Origin of the sequence: Serratia nematodiphila DZ0503SBS1, assembly GCF_000738675.1 — a bacterium.
Taxonomy (GTDB): Bacteria; Pseudomonadota; Gammaproteobacteria; order Enterobacterales; family Enterobacteriaceae; genus Serratia; species Serratia nematodiphila.
In genome coordinates this window covers 174,798-193,956 of record NZ_JPUX01000002.1, presented here as the reverse complement: position 1 = coordinate 193,956, position 19,159 = coordinate 174,798, and the positions used below count along the sequence as shown (strand labels likewise).

At 61.3% G+C, this 19,159-nt stretch carries 13 protein-coding genes and 1 pseudogene; 13 read left to right on the top strand and 1 reads right to left on the bottom strand.

Features of this window, described 5'->3' with window-relative positions; all coding sequences use genetic code 11:
- Positions 1-135: 135 nt before the first annotated feature.
- The 3 genes from JL05_RS21505 (at position 136) to JL05_RS21495 (ending at position 2,830) form a co-directional block, all read left to right on the top strand.
- The gene (locus tag JL05_RS21505; RefSeq protein ID WP_004939498.1) at positions 136-1,008 is read left to right on the top strand and encodes an oxygenase MpaB family protein; all 873 of its coding nucleotides are present in this window, start codon (positions 136-138) and stop codon (positions 1,006-1,008) included.
- A 162-nt stretch (positions 1,009-1,170) separates the two neighbouring features.
- On the top strand, positions 1,171-2,274 hold the full coding sequence (locus JL05_RS21500; protein ID WP_033633803.1) for a suppressor of fused domain protein: 1,104 nt from the start codon (positions 1,171-1,173) through the stop codon (positions 2,272-2,274).
- Positions 2,275-2,302: 28 nt separating this feature from the next.
- Complete coding sequence (locus tag JL05_RS21495; RefSeq protein ID WP_033633802.1) at positions 2,303-2,830, top strand: cysteine hydrolase family protein; 528 nt, start codon at positions 2,303-2,305, stop codon at positions 2,828-2,830.
- Between the two features lie 32 nt (positions 2,831-2,862).
- On the opposite strand, the gene JL05_RS21490 is transcribed toward JL05_RS21495, so the two are convergent.
- On the bottom strand, positions 2,863-3,738 hold the full coding sequence (locus JL05_RS21490; RefSeq protein ID WP_033633801.1) for an NAD(P)-dependent oxidoreductase: 876 nt from the start codon (positions 3,736-3,738) through the stop codon (positions 2,863-2,865).
- Between the two features lie 290 nt (positions 3,739-4,028).
- Here JL05_RS21490 and trpS point away from each other — a divergent pair, with 290 nt between their 5' ends.
- The 10 genes and pseudogenes from trpS (at position 4,029) to uca (ending at position 19,155) form a co-directional block, all read left to right on the top strand.
- Positions 4,029-5,036: a tryptophan--tRNA ligase gene (gene trpS / locus JL05_RS21485; protein ID WP_033633800.1), complete on the top strand. Its 1,008-nt coding sequence runs from the start codon at positions 4,029-4,031 to the stop codon at positions 5,034-5,036.
- 117 nt (positions 5,037-5,153) lie between these two features.
- Complete coding sequence (gene phnC / locus JL05_RS21480; protein ID WP_019454697.1) at positions 5,154-5,987, top strand: phosphonate ABC transporter ATP-binding protein; 834 nt, start codon at positions 5,154-5,156, stop codon at positions 5,985-5,987.
- A 40-nt stretch (positions 5,988-6,027) separates the two neighbouring features.
- Positions 6,028-6,960: a phosphonate ABC transporter substrate-binding protein gene (gene phnD / locus JL05_RS21475; protein ID WP_004939482.1), complete on the top strand. Its 933-nt coding sequence runs from the start codon at positions 6,028-6,030 to the stop codon at positions 6,958-6,960.
- Positions 6,961-7,038: 78 nt separating this feature from the next.
- Entirely contained in the window at positions 7,039-7,902 is an 864-nt protein-coding gene (gene phnE / locus JL05_RS21470; protein WP_033633799.1) for a phosphonate ABC transporter, permease protein PhnE, read from the top strand.
- Positions 7,899-8,798 carry a phosphonate ABC transporter, permease protein PhnE gene (gene phnE / locus JL05_RS21465; RefSeq protein ID WP_033633798.1) on the top strand — a complete coding sequence of 300 codons (900 nt, stop codon included), beginning with the start codon at positions 7,899-7,901 and terminating at the stop codon, positions 8,796-8,798. Before phnE (JL05_RS21470) ends, phnE (JL05_RS21465) begins: the two co-directional genes overlap by 4 nt.
- Before the next feature lie 231 nt (positions 8,799-9,029).
- Positions 9,030-9,494 (top strand): YehS family protein, encoded by a 465-nt coding sequence (locus JL05_RS21460; RefSeq protein ID WP_004939471.1) that lies wholly within the window; start codon positions 9,030-9,032, stop codon positions 9,492-9,494.
- Positions 9,495-9,667: 173 nt separating this feature from the next.
- On the top strand, positions 9,668-10,105 hold the full coding sequence (tnpA, locus tag JL05_RS21455; protein WP_033633558.1) for an IS200/IS605 family transposase: 438 nt from the start codon (positions 9,668-9,670) through the stop codon (positions 10,103-10,105).
- 200 nt (positions 10,106-10,305) lie between these two features.
- The gene (locus JL05_RS21450; RefSeq protein ID WP_033633797.1) at positions 10,306-13,449 is read left to right on the top strand and encodes a right-handed parallel beta-helix repeat-containing protein; all 3,144 of its coding nucleotides are present in this window, start codon (positions 10,306-10,308) and stop codon (positions 13,447-13,449) included.
- 254 nt (positions 13,450-13,703) lie between these two features.
- Positions 13,704-15,532, top strand: a pseudogene (gene atzF / locus JL05_RS21445) (allophanate hydrolase).
- Positions 15,533-15,534: 2 nt separating this feature from the next.
- Positions 15,535-19,155 carry an urea carboxylase gene (gene uca / locus JL05_RS21440; RefSeq protein ID WP_033634129.1) on the top strand — a complete coding sequence of 1,207 codons (3,621 nt, stop codon included), beginning with the start codon at positions 15,535-15,537 and terminating at the stop codon, positions 19,153-19,155.
- Positions 19,156-19,159: the final 4 nt, after the last annotated feature.

Genomic DNA, 19,159 nt, shown 5'->3' with positions numbered 1-19,159 from the left:
ATCGAATAGGCCCGCCTTCTCGCAAGCGGTATAACAACTGTAATTCAGCAAGTTAATGCTTTCAACCGCCGCAGGGCGCAATGAGGCGCCCGTCGCGTGATACACTGGCCGCTGAACCAGCAAGAGGGCGGCAGGATGGAAGCGGTACGCGCAGCGATAGAAAAACAGGTGCTCAGCCTGACCGGGCTGGCGCTCGGCGGCGTCGATTTTGAGAACCCGCCGGGCGATCCGGGCTTGTTCGGCCCGCAGTCTGTCATCTGGCAGGTACACCGCGACTTCACCCCGATGCTGTGCGGCGGCGTCAGCGCCTTGCTGCTGCAAATGCTGCACCCGCTGGCGCTGGCCGGAGTGTGGGATCACTCCAATTTTCGCGAAGATATGATCGGCCGCCTGCGCCGCACCAGCCAGTTCGTGTCGGTCACCACCTTCGGCCCGACCGCCGAGGCGCAGCGGCTGATCGCCAAAGTCAAAGCCATCCATCTGCGGGTGACCGGCGTCGGCAGCGACGGCACGCCTTATGCCGCCAGCGATCCGGCGCTGCTGACCTGGGTGCACGTGGCGGAGAGCAGCCGTTTTCTGGCCAGCCACCTGCGCTACCGCAACCCGCACCTTTCCCGCGATTTGCAGGATCAATACTATCGTGAAGCGGCGCGCGTGGCCGCCGCGCTGGGGGCGACGGCAATTCCTCAGTCCTGCGCGGAGGTCGAAGAATACCTGCAAGCGATGCGGCCGCAGCTGGTGTGCGATGAACGCACGCAAGAGGTGGCGCGCATTCTGCTGAAGGCGCCGGCGCCGAGCGCATTGGCGCGCCCCCTCGGCGGGGTGGTGATGCAGGCGGGCATCGATCTGTTGCCCGATTGGGCGCAGCGGCAGTTCGGTTTTCATCCGGGCGCGCTGCGGCGGCGGCTGGTGCGAACGGGCGCCGCCGGTTTGGGCAAGGTGCTGGGCGCGTCGATGCGCAACGGTTCCTATCAGCGTGCGGTGCGGCGCATCACTCAGCCGTCATGAGCCGCAGCCGCTATAATTAGCCTTTGTTTATCTTCGTTTACGGCCGTTTTTGAGACTTTTACGGGTGATCCGGCCAGTAATGCGTTTTACACTTGGGGCAAAGCCACATTCCATTTTTGGCGCGCAGCCGATTCTGCCGCGCCCTGACCCTATTGAGGTGATATGAACGAGTCATACGTACTTGCTGAAGTCAGCAATGAGAACCAGACGCTGGTCGCGGTGGTTCAGCAAGATCACCGGGCAGCCTATTTTTACATTTATCCCGCCGAAGCCTACAGCGATCGCTATCAGGTGCGCGCCTGCTGGCTGCGCAATCTGGCCGCCGCGCCGCTGCAGGAAGATCGCGCCGCGCTGGAGCAGGGGCAGCCGCCGATGCTGGCGGCGGAGTTTTGCCGCAACCTGGAAGGGGAAGCGCCGCTGAACCCGGAAGGGCTGATGGTGGTGTGGAGCGAAAGCGACGACGGCGCGGCCCTGTGGTATTACGGCCAACTGTTGGCGGTGATCCCCGGCTGGAGCCTGTATATCGATCATTCGGTGTGCTACTCGGCCAGCTGTATCAAGGAGAGCCCACTGGCCTATCCGCTCGGTTCGGCCTCGACCAACACGCAATATGCGCTGGCGGAAAGCACCCGCCAGTTTTGGCGCAGCTGGCAGCGTGAAGAGGGCAATCCTTGGCCGAAGATGCAGCGCGATTTTCAGGCGCGCTATGAGCCGCATTTCGGCCCTTCGGTAAAATACTACGCCATCGATCAGGGCAAGTGGCCGCCGATGGCCATCACCCAGCACGAACGCGACGGCATCTATTACTTCCTCACCATGGGGGTCAGCATCCGGCCGATGCCGTGGGTGGAGATCCTGTTCAACGACGAGGCTTCGCGCTATCGCCGCATGGAGATGGCGATCGCCATCGACAGCCAATACATGACTGAAGACAACGCGGTGCAGATGGCCAGCGCGCTGGCCGGTTTCGCTCATGCGCCGTGGGCGCGGCTGACCTGGATCGGCGAAGGGCATACGCTGGAGTCCGACGTGGCGCCGCTGGGCTATGAGGGCTATATTTTATCGTCGTCCTTCTACCCGCATCACGCGCACCTGGCTCTGCCGCAGCAGTATGGCGATCCGGTTAACCTGTTCTGGGCCAGCCCGGTGTTTACCGCCGAGCGCCAATTGGCGCACGCCACGCCGAATGGCGGGCACGATCTGGTGAACAGGCTGCGCGAGCAGGGCGTCGACCATATTTTCCGCCCGCGCCAGCCGGTGTGCTGACGCGCTTATCTTTTCTTCAGGAGCCGCCATGACCACCGCGCTGTTGATTATCGATGTGCAGGAAGGGTTGTTTACGCCGCCGCCGGCGGATGCCGCGGGCACCGTTGCGCGCATCAATCAGCTGAGCGAGCGCGCCCGCCGGGCCGGTGCGCCGGTTGTCGTCATTCAGCACCATACGCCGGACGAGGAGTTGCCGCACGGCAGCGCCGCCTGGCAAGTGCTCGCGGCGCTGACGGTGGCGCCGGGCGACCATCGGGTGGAGAAAACCACGCCGGACTCGTTCCTGCGCACCTCGCTCGGCGCGTTACTGATCGCCAACGGCGTATCGCAGCTGGTGGTTTGCGGCTACTCCACGCCGTTTTGCATCGATACCACGGTGCGCAGCGCGGCGGCGCGCGGCTATCCGGTGACGCTGGCGGCGGATGCGCATACCTGCCACGACGAATCCTATGCCGATGGCCTGCTGATCCGCACCCACCATAACGAGACGCTGTCGAACATCGACAGCTTCGGCGTGCCGATCCGCGCGGTGCCCGCGGCGGACATCGTGTTCTGATAACGGAAAACGGGGGCCAACGCCCCCGTTCGTTATTTCAGGCCCGCCCGCCGCGCCGCCACCTTGGCCAGCGCCGCCCAGTCCAGATCCGCATCCCCCTGCGCCATCGCGTCGAGGAAGTTGTCTTTCAGCACCCCGGCGAACGGCATCGGCGTATGGCTGTCGGCGCCGGCGGCCAGCGCCAGCCCGACGTCCTTCAGCCCCAGCGCCAGCCGGAATCCGGCGGGTGAATACTTCTCGGCGGCGATCAGCGCGCCATAGCCCTGATAGGCCGGGGCGGCGAAGACGGTGCTGCTCAGCATCTGCAGGTAGTCGGCGCCGGACACGCCGTAGTTGCGCACCAGCGCGCTGCCTTCCGCCATCGCTTCAATGGCGCTGGCCAAGGTAAAGTTGGTGGCGATTTTGACCACGTTAGCCTGCGCCGGATCGGCACCGAAGTGCCAGGTTTTCTGGCCAAGGGCATCGAACAGCGGCTGCGCTTGCTTCAGCCGCTCGCTATCGCCGGCCGCCAGAATATTCAGCTTGCCGGCGGCGGCCACGTCGACCCGGCCCAGCACCGGCGCGGCGAGATAGCCGATGCCGTGTTCCGCATGCAGCGTCGTCAGGCGTTTGGCGAGTTCGACCGAGATGGTCGCCATATTGATATGCAGCGCGCCCGGTTTCATTCGCTGCAGCAATCCGCTGTCCACCACCACCTGTTGCGTGGCGGCATCGTCAGCCAGCATGGTGATCAGCACCTCGGCATCGGCCAACTGTTCCGGCCGTTCGGCCTGCCGCGCGCCGGCGCTCACCAGCGGCTGCGCCGCCTGCGGCGAGCGGTTCCATACCGTTAAGGCGAAGCCCGCCTGCAACAGGTTGGCCGCCATGGCGCTGCCCATCCCACCCAGTCCGGCAAATCCGATCTTCATCATGCGCTCCTTTTTCAGGTTGAAGGTTTTACCCTAGCGCGCCAGGCCAGGAACGCAAATGCCGGAGTGTAACGTCGTCTTACGCACCGGCGGCGGGTTATTGACGTGCTGCCGCAGCGGGTATACCTTGATGCCATGAATATATCGATGCACTCCACCCACAATCAGTCATGGTGGCGCCTCTTCTGAGGCGGCACGAGTATTCACATCTCTTTTTAATGCCGCCGGTTTGGCGGCATTATTTTTTGTGGCGTTGATCCGGCGGTCTACAGACCTTCAGGAGCACTGTCATGAGTTACACCATTCTTACCGGCGATCGCGCCACCGGCCCACTGCATTTAGGCCACTTCGTCGGCTCGCTGCGCCAGCGCGTGGAACTGCAGCACCAGCATAACCAAACGGTGATGGTGGCGGATCTGCAGGGCCTGACCGACAACGGCAACAATCCGCAAAAAATCAGCGCCAACGTGCTCAACGTAGTAGCCGATTATCTGGCGGTGGGCATCGATCCGCACAAGACCACCATTTGCCTGCAGTCGGCGCTGCCGGCGTTGGCCGAGCTGACGATGTACTACCTCAATCTGGTCAGCGTGGCGCGGCTGGAACGCAACCCGACGGTGAAAAACGAAATCGCCGAGAAGGATTTCGCCCGCAGCCTGCCGGCCGGCTTTTTGATCTATCCGGTCAGCCAGGCGGCGGACATCACCGCCTTCGGTGCCACCCACGTGCCGGTCGGCGAGGATCAGCTGCCGATGCTGGAGCAAACCAACGAGATCGTGCGGCGCTTCAACCACATCGTCGGCCAACCGGTGCTGACGGAGTGCCAGCCGCTGTTGAGCAACGTCGGGCGTCTGCCGGGGCTGGACGGGCAGGGCAAGATGTCGAAATCGCGCGGCAACGCGATCCCGCTTGGCGCCGGCGCCGACGAGGTGCACAAGGCGGTGATGAGCATGTTCACCGATCCCGGTCATCTCAACGTCAGCGATCCCGGCCGGGTGGAGGGCAACATGGTGTTCACCTATCTGGACGCCTTCTGCGAAGACGCCGCGCTGGTGGCGGAGCTGAAGGCGCACTACCGGCGCGGCGGATTGGGGGACGTGAAAATCAAACGGCTGCTGGAGGATTGCCTGCAGAGCCTGCTCGAACCGATCCGCACCCGCCGCGCCGAATTCATCGCCGATAAAGGCGAGCTGACGCGCATCCTGCAGCACGGCACCCGCCGCGCGCATCAGGTCAGCCAGCAGACGCTGCAGCAGGTCAAGGCGGCGCTGGGGCTGGACTTCTTTAGCCTGGAATGATGCGCACGCCGGGGCGGCACGCGTCACGCCCCGGCCATAAAACCATCATCCCACTGTCATAAACTTATCCGTTAATAGGTGCCCATAATGATTAGCCACTGAAACCAGAGAAATCATATGGCTCAGGCACTGTTAAAATTGGCGCAGCACGACTTTCCAGGGCAGCACGCCGCCGCATCCCGCAAAGTGTTATCGGTAAAGGGGCTCGGCAAGGCCTACAAAGCGCAGCAGCGCGTGCTGGATGACATCAATTTCGATCTGCACGCCGGCGAATTCGTGGCGGTGATCGGCCGTTCCGGCGCGGGCAAGTCCACGCTGCTGCATACCCTCAACGGCACTATTCCTTCCAGCTGCGGCGAGATGCTGCACTTCGAAGACGATGGCGTGGCGCAGGATATCGCCCAGCTTGCCGGCCGCCAGATGCGCCAGTGGCGCGCGCGCTGCGGCATGATCTTCCAGGACTTCTGCCTGGTGCCGCGGCTGGACGTGATGACCAACGTGCTGCTGGGGCGCCTGAGCCACACCTCCACCCTGAAATCGTTCTTCAAACTGTTCGATGACGCCGATCGCGCTCGCGCCATTGAGCTGTTGCAGTGGCTCAACATGCTGCCGCACGCGCTGCAGCGCGCCGAGCACCTCTCCGGCGGCCAGATGCAGCGCGTCGCCATCTGCCGCGCGCTGATGCAAAATCCGCAAATCCTGCTGGCCGATGAGCCGGTGGCGTCGCTCGATCCGAAAAACACCCGCCGCATCATGGATGCGCTGCAGAAAATCAGCGAAGACGGCATCGCGGTGATGGTGAACCTGCACTCGGTCGAACTGGTGAAAGAGTATTGCTCGCGGGTGATCGGCATCGCCCACGGGAAGATCGTGTTTGACGGGCATCCTTCGCAACTGAACGAACGGATCCTGCACCAGCTGTATGGCGAAGAAGCCAATCAGATCCATTGAAGCACTTTGACCTTTATCCTTTACACACAAGGCACACCTAATGAAAAAAGTATTGAGTCTGACCACCCTGATGGCCGGCGCGATGATGGTATTTAATGCTGCCGCAGCGGATGCGCCGAAAGAGCTGAACCTGGGCATTCTCGGCGGCCAGAACGCCACCCAGCAGATCGGCGATAACCAGTGCGTGAAGCAGTTCCTGGATAAAGAGCTGAACGTCGATACCAAGCTGCGCAACTCGTCCGACTATTCCGGCGTGATCCAGGGCCTGCTGGGCGGCAAGATTGACCTGGTGCTGAGCATGTCGCCGTCGTCGTTCGCCTCGGTCTACATCAAGGATCCGAAAGCGGTGGACATCGTCGGCATCGCGGTCGATGACGTCGACCAGTCGCGCGGCTACCACTCGGTGGTGGTGGTGAAGGCCGGCAGCCCGTACCAGAAACTGGAAGACCTGAAGGGCAAGGCCATCGGCTTCGCCGATCCGGATTCCACCTCCGGCTTCCTGATCCCGAACCAGGCGTTTAAAAAGCTGTTCGGCGGCACGGTCGACAACAAATACAACAACACCTTCTCCAGCGTCACCTTCTCCGGCGGCCACGAGCAGGACATCCTCGGCGTGCTGAACGGCCAGTTTGAAGGCGCGGTGACCTGGGCGTCGATGATCGGCGACTACAACACCGGCTACACCAGCGGCGCGTTCACCCGCATGATCCGCATGGATCACCCGGACCTGATGAAGCAGATCCGCATCATCTGGCAGTCGCCGCTGATCCCGAACGGCCCGATCCTGGTGAGCAACTCGCTGCCGGCCGACTTCAAGGCCAAAGTGGTCACCGCCATCAAGAAGCTGGATAAAGACGATCACGCGTGCTTTATCAAAGCGATGGGCGGCAAACAGCACATCGGCGACACTACCCTGGCGGAATACCAGACCATCATCGATATGAAGCGCGAGCTGACCAAAGGCGACCGTTGATTCCCGGCTGCCTCGGCCGCCCGAATGAAGGGGTTCAGCATGCTGAACCCCTTGTTCCATAACGATGGAAGACCTGTTTTGAATACCGATTTCGCACACTATTACCAACGGATCCGCCGCAAGCAAAAGCGCGAAGCGCTGCTGTGGTCGCTCGGGCTGGTGGTGCTGTACCTGGGCGCCGGCAACTTCGCCGAGTTCAACCTGCACACCGTCTGGGTGTCTATTCCGCACTTCTTCGACTATTTGGCCGAAACCGTGCCGACGCTGCACTGGCACCTGCTGTTCGCCGACGGGCGCACCGAAGGCTCGCTGGCCTATTGGGGCTATCGCCTGAACATCCAGCTGCCGCTGATCTGGGAGACCCTGCAGCTGGCGCTGGCGGCGACCATTTTTTCGGTGCTGGTAGCGACCGTGCTGGCGTTTCTGGCGGCCGGCAACACTTATACCCCGGCCTCGGTGCGGCTGGCGATCCGCACGCTGGTGGCGTTCTTGCGCACCATGCCGGAGCTGGCGTGGGCGGTGATGTTCGTGATGGCGTTCGGCATCGGCGCCATTCCCGGCTTCCTGGCGCTGGCGCTGCACACCATCGGCAGCCTGACCAAGTTGTTCTACGAATCGATCGAAACCGCCTCCAACAAACCGGTGCGCGGGCTGGCGGCCTGCGGCGCCACGCCGCTGCAGCGCATGCGCTTTGGCCTGTGGCCGCAGGTGAAGCCGGTGTTTCTCTCCTACAGCTTCATGCGGCTGGAGATCAACTTTCGCCAGTCGACCATTTTGGGGCTGGTGGGGGCGGGCGGCATCGGCCAGGAGCTGATGACCAACATTAAACTCGACCGCTACGATCAGGTCAGCATGACGCTGCTGCTGATCATCGTGGTGGTTTCCGTGCTCGACTACGTGTCAGGCGAGCTGCGCAAGCGCGTGGTGGAGGGGGCAAAATGACAGCGGGCACTCCGGCGTCGGCGGAAACGCTGCGCCAGCTAAAACAGCAGCATCCGGCGATCTTCGCGCAGCAGGGGCGTTACCTGCGCACCGTCGGCCTGATCGCCTTGGCGATCGTGCTGTACTACGTGTTCTTCTTCCTGGTCTTCGGCATTAGCTGGCCGCAGTTTATCAACGGCTGCCAGCAGCTGGGACGCTATTTCCTGCGCATGTTCGTCTGGCATGACTTCGCCAACTGGCCGTTCATGTACTACTTCCAGCAGATTGGCATCACCATCGCCATCGTGTTCGCCGGCACCATCACCGCGTCGCTGATCGCGCTGCCGCTGTCGTTCTTCGCCGCGCGCAACGTGATGTCGACGCCATTGCTGCGGCCGATCTCCGTGCTGGTGCGCCGCTTGCTCGACGTGCTGCGCGGTATCGATATGGCGATCTGGGGGCTGATCTTCGTGCGCGCCGTCGGCATGGGGCCGCTGGCCGGGGTGTTGGCTATCGTGATGCAGGACGTCGGGCTGCTGGGAAAACTGTACGCCGAAGGGCACGAGGCGGTGGACAAGTCCCCGAGCCGCGGCCTGACGGCGGTAGGCGCCAACGGGTTGCAGAAGCACCGCTACGGCATCTTCACTCAGTCGTTCCCCACCTTTCTGGCGCTCAGCCTGTACCAGATCGAATCCAACACCCGCTCTGCGGCGGTGCTGGGCTTCGTCGGCGCCGGCGGCATCGGCCTGGTGTACGCGGAGAACATGCGGCTGTGGAACTGGGACGTGGTGATGTTCATCACCCTGATCCTGGTGGTGGTGGTGATGATCATGGACAAGGTCTCTTCGCTGCTGCGCAACAAGTACATCATCGGCGAAGATATCCCGCTGTATCAGCAAAAAAGCCAAATCGATTGAGAAACCCCTTGCCGATCCCTATACTGCCGCACATTCAAGGTGTGCGGCCATACCCGTCATACTTGGAGCTGCCTCTTTGTTGGCTGCATTTGCGCGCCCCGGTCACATAGTTAACTATGCTCCGGGGGCTTACAAATTTGCCGCCGCGATGCAACTCCAATTATTTTGGGTATGGGGCATTTTTTTACAATGCGCACGTCCCCGTTAGACAAGTAAAGGCAATGCAATCCCATGATGAACAACGACGTGCTGCGCAGCGTGCGCTATATGCTGAGCATTAACAACGCCAAAATGGTCGAGATTATCAAACTGGACGATTTCGAGGTGGCGGTGTCGGCGATGGACGCTTACGTGATCAAAGAAGGCGAGCCGGGCTACGAGAAGTGCCCGGACGAAGTGATGGCGCACTTCCTCAACGGCCTGGTGTTCTTCAAACGCGGCAAGGACGACAAGTTCCCGGCGCCGGCGGTTGAGCTGCCAATCACCAACAACCTGGTGCTGAAAAAGCTGCGCGTGGCGTTCGAGCTGAAAGACACCGACATGCACCAGATTTTCACCGCGGTGGATTTCCGCATCTCCAAGCCGGAGCTGAGCGCGCTGTTCCGCAAAGAGGGCACCAAGAACTACCGCCCGTGCGGCGATCAGATGCTGCGCTACTTCCTCAAAGGGCTGGCGCAGCGCGTTCGCGGCGAGTAACGCGCAGCGTTCATCGAACATCAGGCGCAATCGCAAGGTTGCGCCTTTTTTATTGTAAGCCTTAAACCACCTCCTAAGGAGGTGGTGATTGAACCTGTGAGGCTCTAGCCTGAAGGAAACCCATGCCGGAATATTCCAGCTTACTCACCACAAGTAAGAAGGAAATCACCAACATGGGTTTATACAGGAGTTCATCACATGTGTTCTGGCGTTGCAAATACCACCTGGTTTGGACGCCAAAGTATCGATTTAAAATCCTCCGCGACAAGGTGGGCAAAGAGCTCTACCGAACAATTTATATCCTCTGCAACATGAAGGACTGTGAAGTTCTTGAGCTAAATATTCAGCCAGATCATGTGCATCTGGTCGTGATAGTCCCCCCGAAGCTATCGATTTCGACGTTGATGGGCGTCCTGAAAGGACGCAGTGCAATCCGGCTTTACAATCGTTTCCCACATATACGAAAGAAGTTGTGGGGCAATCATTTTTGGGCAAGGGGATACTTTGTCGATACGGTAGGGGTAAACGAAGAAATTATCAGGCGATACGTGAAGTATCAGGATAAGAAGGACCAAGAGATCGAACAGCAGATGGAGCTGTTGCAGGATTAACTCGAAAATGGCCCCCTTTTAGGGGGCGTCGTGTAAAGCCACCTCCTCAGGAGGTGGTCTTTTACTGCCGCTCTCCCGCCCGCCGTTGTTGTACAGGCCCTCAGCCATCCGTCATCGATGGAGGGCGTGCCGCCCATCCGGTTACTTTTCCAGGGTTCGTTCAATGTCGATTGAAACGTAAAATCCAGAGGAGTAATTCAATGGCTCAAATGTCAAAAGAAGATCCGCAGTTCAACACAAAAAATACCGCAGCTCAGGTCAATGACGGCGGCGAATTCGCTGAATATACCCCTGAACAGTTTGGCGCCGTAGGCGATGGCCTGGCCGATGATCGAGATGCTGTTAGCGCCATGTTCGCTAAAGTGGCGATTGACGCCGCTAAATCGATGAAAAAACGCCAGGTCAGAATGGCGAATGTCTATCGGTTGACGTTGGGTTCGGCTTGGCAGCCTCTGCAGATCCCCAGCAACTGCCATATTTATGGCGGTGGTGAAATTCACCTGGATGACGATACGCCTCAAATCAACATTTTTAATACCGTTGAACAGTCGAATTTCATCGTGGAAGATCTGAGGATTACGAGAAAGGTGACTCAGAAAGATACAGATCCTATTTGGTGGTATGCCACACGCGCGTGTACCGGCATGGCTTTCACCCGTTGTGAAAACTTCACCGTGAGAAATTGTGTCATCAGTATGCATACTGATGCTTTGGGCCTTTCTGACTGTACGTCAGTTACCCTTGAGAACAATTTACTTAAAGATTTGGGAGAGGAACCTATCGCGGTTCGTGGCGGCCGCCATATTACGATCCAGAATAACGAGCTGACGAATCACCAGGGTGATGGGATCCTGCTGAAAACGGGTGTGAACAGAGAGGCTTATGACATCTTAATCGTGAACAATCATATTCACGATGGGCACAAGCCTGCGAAACCGGCAGGGGCAGGGCACACGCAAAGAGGGGGCGGGGTGACGCTCAATAACGAGGTGACCGGCACGCCTCATTCATTTACTAACCTGACCGTTGCCAATAACCATATTGTTAATACCAGCTATGGCATCGCGCTGGGTGGAATCAGTGACATTAATATCTCTAATAACTACATCAAGACGATCGAAAGGTTCGGCATTCAGATAGACTATTCCTTAGTAAATAACCCCACCAAAATTCCTACGAATAATTCCCGAATTATCGGGAATCACGTTGAGGATACCGTTGAGAATGGCATCGATTATCATGGTAACAATGATATTTCTGTCACGGAGTCTGTTATCGCAGATAACTTTTTAAATTTCTGTGGTACCTCCACGACGTCGGCCTTCAATGGCATTGCCGCAACGGAGGCGACCCTTTCAGGCAATATTATCAATAACTGCAAGGTTGCCCTGTTCGCTAATAGCTGCGTGATGACCGGCAATAAGATAACCAACTCCGGATGGGGCGCCAGTCAGGTATGGATCAAGTTGTATGGCGACCGTACGGTGTTTTCCGGCAATCGGGTGACGGACTCTGGGTTTGGTTATATCCGTTTCTTGAATGGGAAAAACGCCATTATTGAAGGGAATGTGATTAAACTGGCTGCGCCTGCTCGGGCGCTGGAGTTAGGCGGGGAATTTGACGAAACGACCCTCATTGGCAAGAACGCCTGGGATTGCGCTTTTAAACCTATTCTCTCTACGATTGCTGGGGTGACGGGCAATCAACTCATTCAGTATTCCTTCCCGAACGAAGGCGTGGCCCACATTACCCCGCAGATGTTCGGCGCGAAGGGTGATTGGAATGATCTCGCTGGCGTTGGTACGGATGATACGCAGGCATTTAAACAGGCTATCGCTTATGCGATTAGCCAAGGCTGCAAGAAGCTCTATGTGCCTGCCGGCAACTATTACATTACGGATACGTTAAATTTAGGGGGAGAAAACTACACCGGAGATAAAGGCATTGCGATAGAGGGTGAAAATTGGATTAGTACAAAATTCTTCTTTAAGCCGACGTCTAATGATCATGCGTGTTTTGAGTCGAAAGGCGGTTCCGGGATCCATACCAACAGATATATCAGCGACCTGACGATTACGCCGGCCAAGGGCGCGTTATATACGGGCACCGGCTATCGGATTAATGGTTCCTGCTTCATGCGGCATGAAAGATTGCTGATTATGAAGTTTTTTGTGAACCTACATCTGTTGAACGGCTATGCCGGTGCGTTTACCGAGTTCGTCAGTTTTCACTCTTGCCGGTTCCACCGTGGCTTGTCGAACATCTTGATGGAAAGCAATGGCGGGGATAGCTCCTTCCACGGCGTGGGGTTCCATGAAATTCAATGTCAGATCAAAGTTTCCGGCAATCCGGGCGATGGCGGCACAAATATGGATGCCGGCGTGGGGCTGGAGCTGAGAGGAAACGCCAACAGAGCAACCTGGTACAACGGTTTCTGCTATATCCACCTGTTCGGCGGCGTCGGCGCAACGGCGATCAAACTCACCCGGACCAACACCGATAACATCCTGGGGCAGTTTACTTGCGAAGGTGAAGCCATTCTTCAGAGTGATGGAAGCACTTTTGAATGTCGAGGCGGTTTCTATAACGTGAGTACTACCACTTACAATGTGGCGGCAGAGCCGGTAAACGGCATTGCGGCGGCATTTGTGTTTGATAACATGATGAGCAATACGACAAGATTCGCCAACGCGGCAATCGCCGATATGGCTCCAAGGCAGCTTCCGTGGTCCTTGGCGGACAGGGCCAGTAATGGCGCTTATCCGGCGATTTTCCATGGCATCAAGGGCGACTCCGATAACCTGTTCTATGCAGCCAGAGGGGGAAGTACCAACTATCATTACTTTGGCGGTATTTCTCCAGGCAATAACCTTCAGGGGTTTGAACCGGGCGTCAGGTTGGCTCAGGACGGGGCTTCTTTCATTAGTTTTGCACCTAAGTTTACGCTTGGCGCGAATAACAATACGACCAGCAGCGGCGTATCCATCTCCCCTGCTGATTTTTCGCCGCAGAAGGATATCGCGACAGCCTTAGGACAGCCCTCATTCAAATGGAGCGGGTTGTACACTAAGCAGTTAACGGTCGCTGACAATGGCGTTTATCCTGCCGGTAACGGCGCTTACCCTATTGGTGGGCCGAATAACCAATTCTCCTCTGGCCACATAAAAGTGTTGAATATTTATGATTCAGCGAACGTGAACGGAGATCCCGTAGGTGTCAGAGTTGCCGTCCCCGCTTCGGCCGTTGCGCCCGGTAAAATAGGCCAATGGTCGGCAGACTCCGCATTCTTTTATGTTTGCACGGCGGCCAATACCTGGAGAAGGGTGGCGCTCACCACATGGTAGGTACTGAACTTGCGGCTGATGGCTGACCTATCCATATCATCCTTCCGGGGCGGCGAGTGTCGCCGCCCCGTTTTTTCCTCTGCGTCATCCCGCCATTGCACTCTTTTTGTTCTCCCGCTGCGCACCGCTGGTGCAGCCCGTTTGCCGCCGCTGTCATAAGTTTTAATTATAATTTATTGAAATCATGAGATTAAAAATTGGCACGCCGGTTGCTCTGTTGGATCCCATCTTGTGTACCAGATGGAATTCAGCCGATGAGCGAACCTGTTGAAGCGTGCGGTTTTACCCTCAGTGAATGGCAGCACCATTATCAAACCCGTCCGGCGGGCGAGCGCCTTGCCTGCGTCAGTGCGACGATCGAAACGCTGGTCGCCGGCCTGAACCCGGACGATAACGCCTGGCTGTATCTCGCCACGCCGGCGCAGCGCGAGCAGCAGTATCGGCAGCTCGCGCAGAGGCTTGAGGCGGTCGCCGGCGATCTCAGCCGCCTGCCGCTGTTCGGCGTGCCCTTTGCCATCAAAGACAATATCGACGTCGGCGGCTGGCCGACCAGCGCCGCGTGCCCGGCGTTCACCTATCAGGCCGCGGCGGACGCCACCGTGGTCGCCCACCTGCGCGCCGCCGGGGCGATCGCCCTCGGTAAAACCAACCTCGACCAGTTCGCTACCGGGTTGGTGGGCACCCGCTCACCTTATGGCGCGGTGGTCAACAGCTTCGACAGCCGTTACGTCAGCGGCGGTTCCAGCTCCGGCTCCGCTTCGGTGGTGGCGCGCGGCCTGGTGCCGTTCGCGCTGGGCACCGATACCGCCGGTTCGGGGCGCGTGCCTGCCGGGTTCAACAACATCGTCGGGCTGAAGCCGACCAAAGGGCGGTTGTCCAACCGCGGCGTGGTGCCGGCCTGCCGGTTGAACGATACGGTGTCGGTCTTCGCGTTGACGGTGGCCGATGCCGCGCAGGTGGCGGAGCTGGCGAGCGGCTTTGACGCGGCAGACCCGTATTCTCGTGCCGATCCGCATACCGCGCCGGCGGATATCCCCGCCGCGCCGCGTTTTGCCGTTCCCGCCCAGCTGGAGTTTTTCGGCGACGTGCAGGCCGAGCGGGCGTTTCATCGTGCGCTGGCGCAGCTGCAGGCGGGCGGCGCCACGCTGGAACCCCTCGATTTCGCGCCGTTTCGCACCCTGGCGGAACAGCTGTATTACGGCCCCTGGGTGGCGGAGCGCACCGTGGCGATTGAGCAGGTGCTGGAAGCGAGCCCGCAGGCCATCGATCCGGTGGTGCGCGGCATCGTTGGCAACGGCCTCGGCTACAGCGCCTGCGACGCCTACAAGGCGGAATACCTGCGCGCCGAGCTGGCGCGGCAGATCGCCCAGCGGCTGGCGCCGTTTGACGCGCTGGTGGTGCCGACCGCGCCCACTATCCGCACCCTGGCGGAGATGGCGCAGGAACCGGTGCTGTTCAATTCGCAGTTCGGCACTTACACCAATTTCACCAACCTGGCCGATCTGAGCGCGCTGGCGCTGCCGGGGCCGCTGCGCGAAGACGGCCTGCCGGCGGGCATCACCCTGATTGCGCCCGCCTGGCATGACCGGGCGCTGGCGGCGTTTGGCCTGCGCTGGCAACGGCAATGCGCCTTGCCGCTCGGCGCTATCGGCCGGGCATTGCCGCCGCAGCCGGCGCTGGCCCCGTCTTCGGGACACGTGCGTTTGGCGGTAGTGGGCGCTCACCTCAGCGGCATGCCGCTCAACGTCCAGCTGACGCAGCGCGACGCGGTGCGGGTGGAACAAACCGTCACCGCCCCCTGTTACCGCCTGTACGCGCTGGCCGAGACCGAGCCGCCGAAGCCGGGGCTGGCGCGCGCGGCGCAGGGGCGGCGATCCGCGTAGAGCTGTGGGACATCCCGCTGGCCCGTTTCGGCGAGTTTGTGGCGGAAATCCCGGCGCCATTGGGCATCGGCACGCTGCTGCTGGCGGACGGCCGGCGGGTGAAGGGGTTTATCTGCGAAGCCTGGGCGCTGGAAGGCGCCACGGATATCACTGAGTTTGGCGGCTGGCGCGACTATCTCGCCAGCGTTAAGGGGGCATGAACATGTTTACTACCGTACTGATCGCTAACCGCGGCGAAATTGCCTGCCGCGCCATTCGCACCCTGAAACGCCTGGGCATAACCAGCGTGGCGGTCTATTCAGACGCCGACCGCAATGCGCCGCACGTCACCGAAGCCGACAGGGCGGTGGCGCTCGGCGGCGACAAGGCCGCAGACAGCTACCTGCGCATCGACAAGATCCTTGCGGCGGCCGCCGCCACCGGCGCGCAGGCGATCTACCCCGGCTACGGCTTTTTGTCCGAGAGCGCCGAGTTTGCCGAAGCCTGCGAGGCGGCGGGCATCGCCTTTATCGGCCCGACGGCGGCGCAGATGCGCGAGTTCGGCCTCAAGCACCGGGCGCGCGAGCTGGCGGCGTTGGCCGGGGTGCCGATGACGCCGGGCACCGGCTTGCTGGAGAGCGTTGAGCAGGCGGTCGCCGCCGCCGCGCGCATCGGCTACCCGGTGATGCTGAAAAGCACCGCCGGCGGCGGCGGCATCGGCCTGACGCGCTGTGACGACGAGGCGGCGCTGCGCGACGCCTACGACAGCGTCAAACGGCTGGGGGAGCAGTTCTTCCGCGACGCCGGCGCCTTTATCGAACGCTTCGTCGATCGGGCGCGCCACGTCGAGGTGCAGATTTTCGGCGATGGCCAGGGGCGGGTGGCGGCGCTCGGCGAGCGCGACTGTTCGCTGCAGCGCCGCAACCAAAAGGTGGTGGAGGAAACCCCGGCGCCGCATCTGCCGGCGGCGACCCGCCAGGCGCTGCATCGGGCGGCGGTGGCGCTGGGCGAGTCGGTGAATTACCGCAGCGCCGGCACGGTGGAGTTCATTTACGACGCCGCGCGCGACGAGTTTTATTTCCTGGAAGTGAACACCCGCTTACAGGTAGAGCACCCGGTTACCGAGATGGTCACCGGCCTGGATCTGATCGCATGCATGCTGCAGGTGGCGGCGGGCGACGCGTTGGATTGGGCGGCGTTGCGCCGCGCGCCGCAGGGCGCGGCGATCGAGGTGCGCCTCTATGCCGAAGATCCGCTGAAAAACTTCCAGCCCAGCCCCGGCGTGCTGACCGAGGTGCATTTCCCTGACGACGTGCGCCTCGACGGCTGGGTGGCGACCGGCAGCGAAGTTTCGGCGTTTTACGACCCGATGATCGCCAAGCTGATCGTGCACGGCGCTGACCGGGCGCAGGCGCTGGAAAAACTGCGCGTGGCGCTGGCGGCGACCCGTTTGCACGGCATCGCCACCAACCTCGACTATCTGCGGCAGGTGATCGCCACGCCGCAATTTCAGCGCGGCGACGTCTGGACGCGCCTGCTGGACGATTTGCGTTTCCAGCCGCACTGCCTCGAAGTGCTGCAACCCGGCACCTACAGCAGCGTGCAGGATTATCCCGGCCGCCTCGGCTATTGGGACATCGGCGTGCCGCCGTCCGGCCCGATGGACGACTTCGCGTTTCGGCTGGCCAACCGCATCGTCGGCAACCACCCGGCGGCGGCCGGGCTGGAGTTTACCCTGCAGGGGCCGACGCTGCGCTTTCACTGCGACGCCACCATCGCGCTGACGGGCGCCAGCTGCCCGGCCGATCTGGACGGCGAGGCGGTTGCGTATTGGCGGCCGATTACGGTGCGGGCCGGGCAGGTGCTGACGCTGGGGCGCGCTACGCACGGCTGCCGCACCTATCTGGCGGTGCGTAACGGCTTCGACGTGCCGGTGTACCTCGGCAGCCGCTCCACCTTCGCGCTCGGGCAGTTCGGCGGCCACGCCGGGCGCACCTTGCGCGTGGCGGACATGCTGGCGATCGCCCAACCGGCGCTGGCGGCCAGCACCACGCCGGTGCCGATCGCCGCGCCGCAGGCGATGGACGACAGCCTGATCCCGCACTACGGCGATCAATGGCACATCGGCGTGCTGTACGGGCCGCACGGCGCGCCGGACTTTTTCACCGCTGAATCGATAGAGGCCTTCTTCGCCACCGACTGGCAGGTGCATTACAACTCCAACCGCCTCGGCGTGCGCCTGGCGGGGCCGAAGCCCGAGTGGGCGCGGGAGGACGGCGGCGAGGCCGGTTTGCATCCTTCCAACGTGCACGACTGCGAGTACGCCATCGGCGCGATCAACTTCACCGGCGACTTCCCGGTGATCCTGACCCGCGACGGGCCGAGCCTCGGCGGCTTCGTCTGCCCGGTGACCATTGCCAAGGCCGAACTGTGGAAAGTGGGGCAGGTGAAGCCGGGCGACCGCATCCGGTTCCATCCGATCGGCTTCCGGCAGGCGCAGTCGCTGGAGCAGGCGCAGCTTGGCAGCATCGAAGCGCTGGCGGCGGTGAAGGCCATCACCCTGCCGCCGCCGGATCTGGCCCCGGCGGACAGCGTTTCCGCCGCGGTACTGGCAGCGCTGCCGGCGGCGGAGGGGCGCCCGGCGGTGGCGTATCGCCAGGCGGGGGACGGTTACATCCTGATGGAGTACGGTGACAACGTGCTCGATCTGGCGCTGCGCCTGCGCATTCATCTGCTGATGCAGTCGCTGCGGCAGGAGGCGATCCCGGGCGTGGCGGAGCTGGCGCCGGGCGTGCGTTCGCTGCAGATCCGCTACGACAGCCGGCAGATAAGCCAGGCCGACCTGTTGCAGCGCCTGCTGGCGCGCGAACGGGCGCTGGGGGACGTCAGCCGGCTGAAGGTGCCGACGCGTACCGTCTGGCTGCCGATGGCGTTCGAGGATTCGGCCACGCTGGGGGCGGTGGATCGCTATCAGCAGACGGTGCGCGCCTCGGCGCCCTGGCTGCCGAACAACGTCGATTTCATTCAGCGCATCAACGGCCTGAGCCGACGCGAGCAGGTGCGCGACATTCTGTTCGACGCCAGCTACCTGATCCTCGGGCTGGGAGACGTGTACCTCGGCGCGCCCTGCGCGGTGCCGCTCGATCCGCGCCATCGCCTGCTGAGCTCCAAATACAACCCGGCGCGCACCCACACCGCCGAAGGGACGGTCGGTATCGGCGGCATGTACATGTGCATCTACGGCATGGACTCGCCGGGCGGTTACCAGCTGGTGGGGCGCACGCTGCCGATCTGGAACAAATTCCTCAAAAACCCGCAGTTCACCGCCGGTGAACCCTGGCTGCTGCGCTTTTTCGATCAGGTGCGCTTCTACCCGGTCAGCGAGCAAGAGCTGGACGAGCAGCGCGAAGCGTTCCGCGAAGGGCGCATGCAGGTGCGCATCGAAGAGAGCGAGTTCGACTTCGCCGCCTACACCCGTTTCCTGGCCGACAACGCCGGGGAGATCGCCGATTTCCAGCATCGTCAGCAGCAGGCGTTCAGCGCCGAAGTGGCGCGCTGGCGCAGCGATGACGACGAGGCCGAGGCGCAGCTGTTGCCGCCGGAGGAAGAAGACGCCGTCGATGGCGATCTGGTCAGCGCCGATCTGAACGGCAGCGTGTGGAAGATCCTGGTGGAACCGGGGCAGGCGGTGGCGGCCGGGCAGCCGCTGATCGTGGTCGAGGCGATGAAAATGGAGCTGGCGGTCACCGCGCCGCGCGCCGGGATCGTTAAGCGCATCAGCTGCCGGCAGGGGCGGCCGGTCGGGCCGGGCGACGCCCTGCTGTGGCTGGAAAAGGCGGTCTGAACGG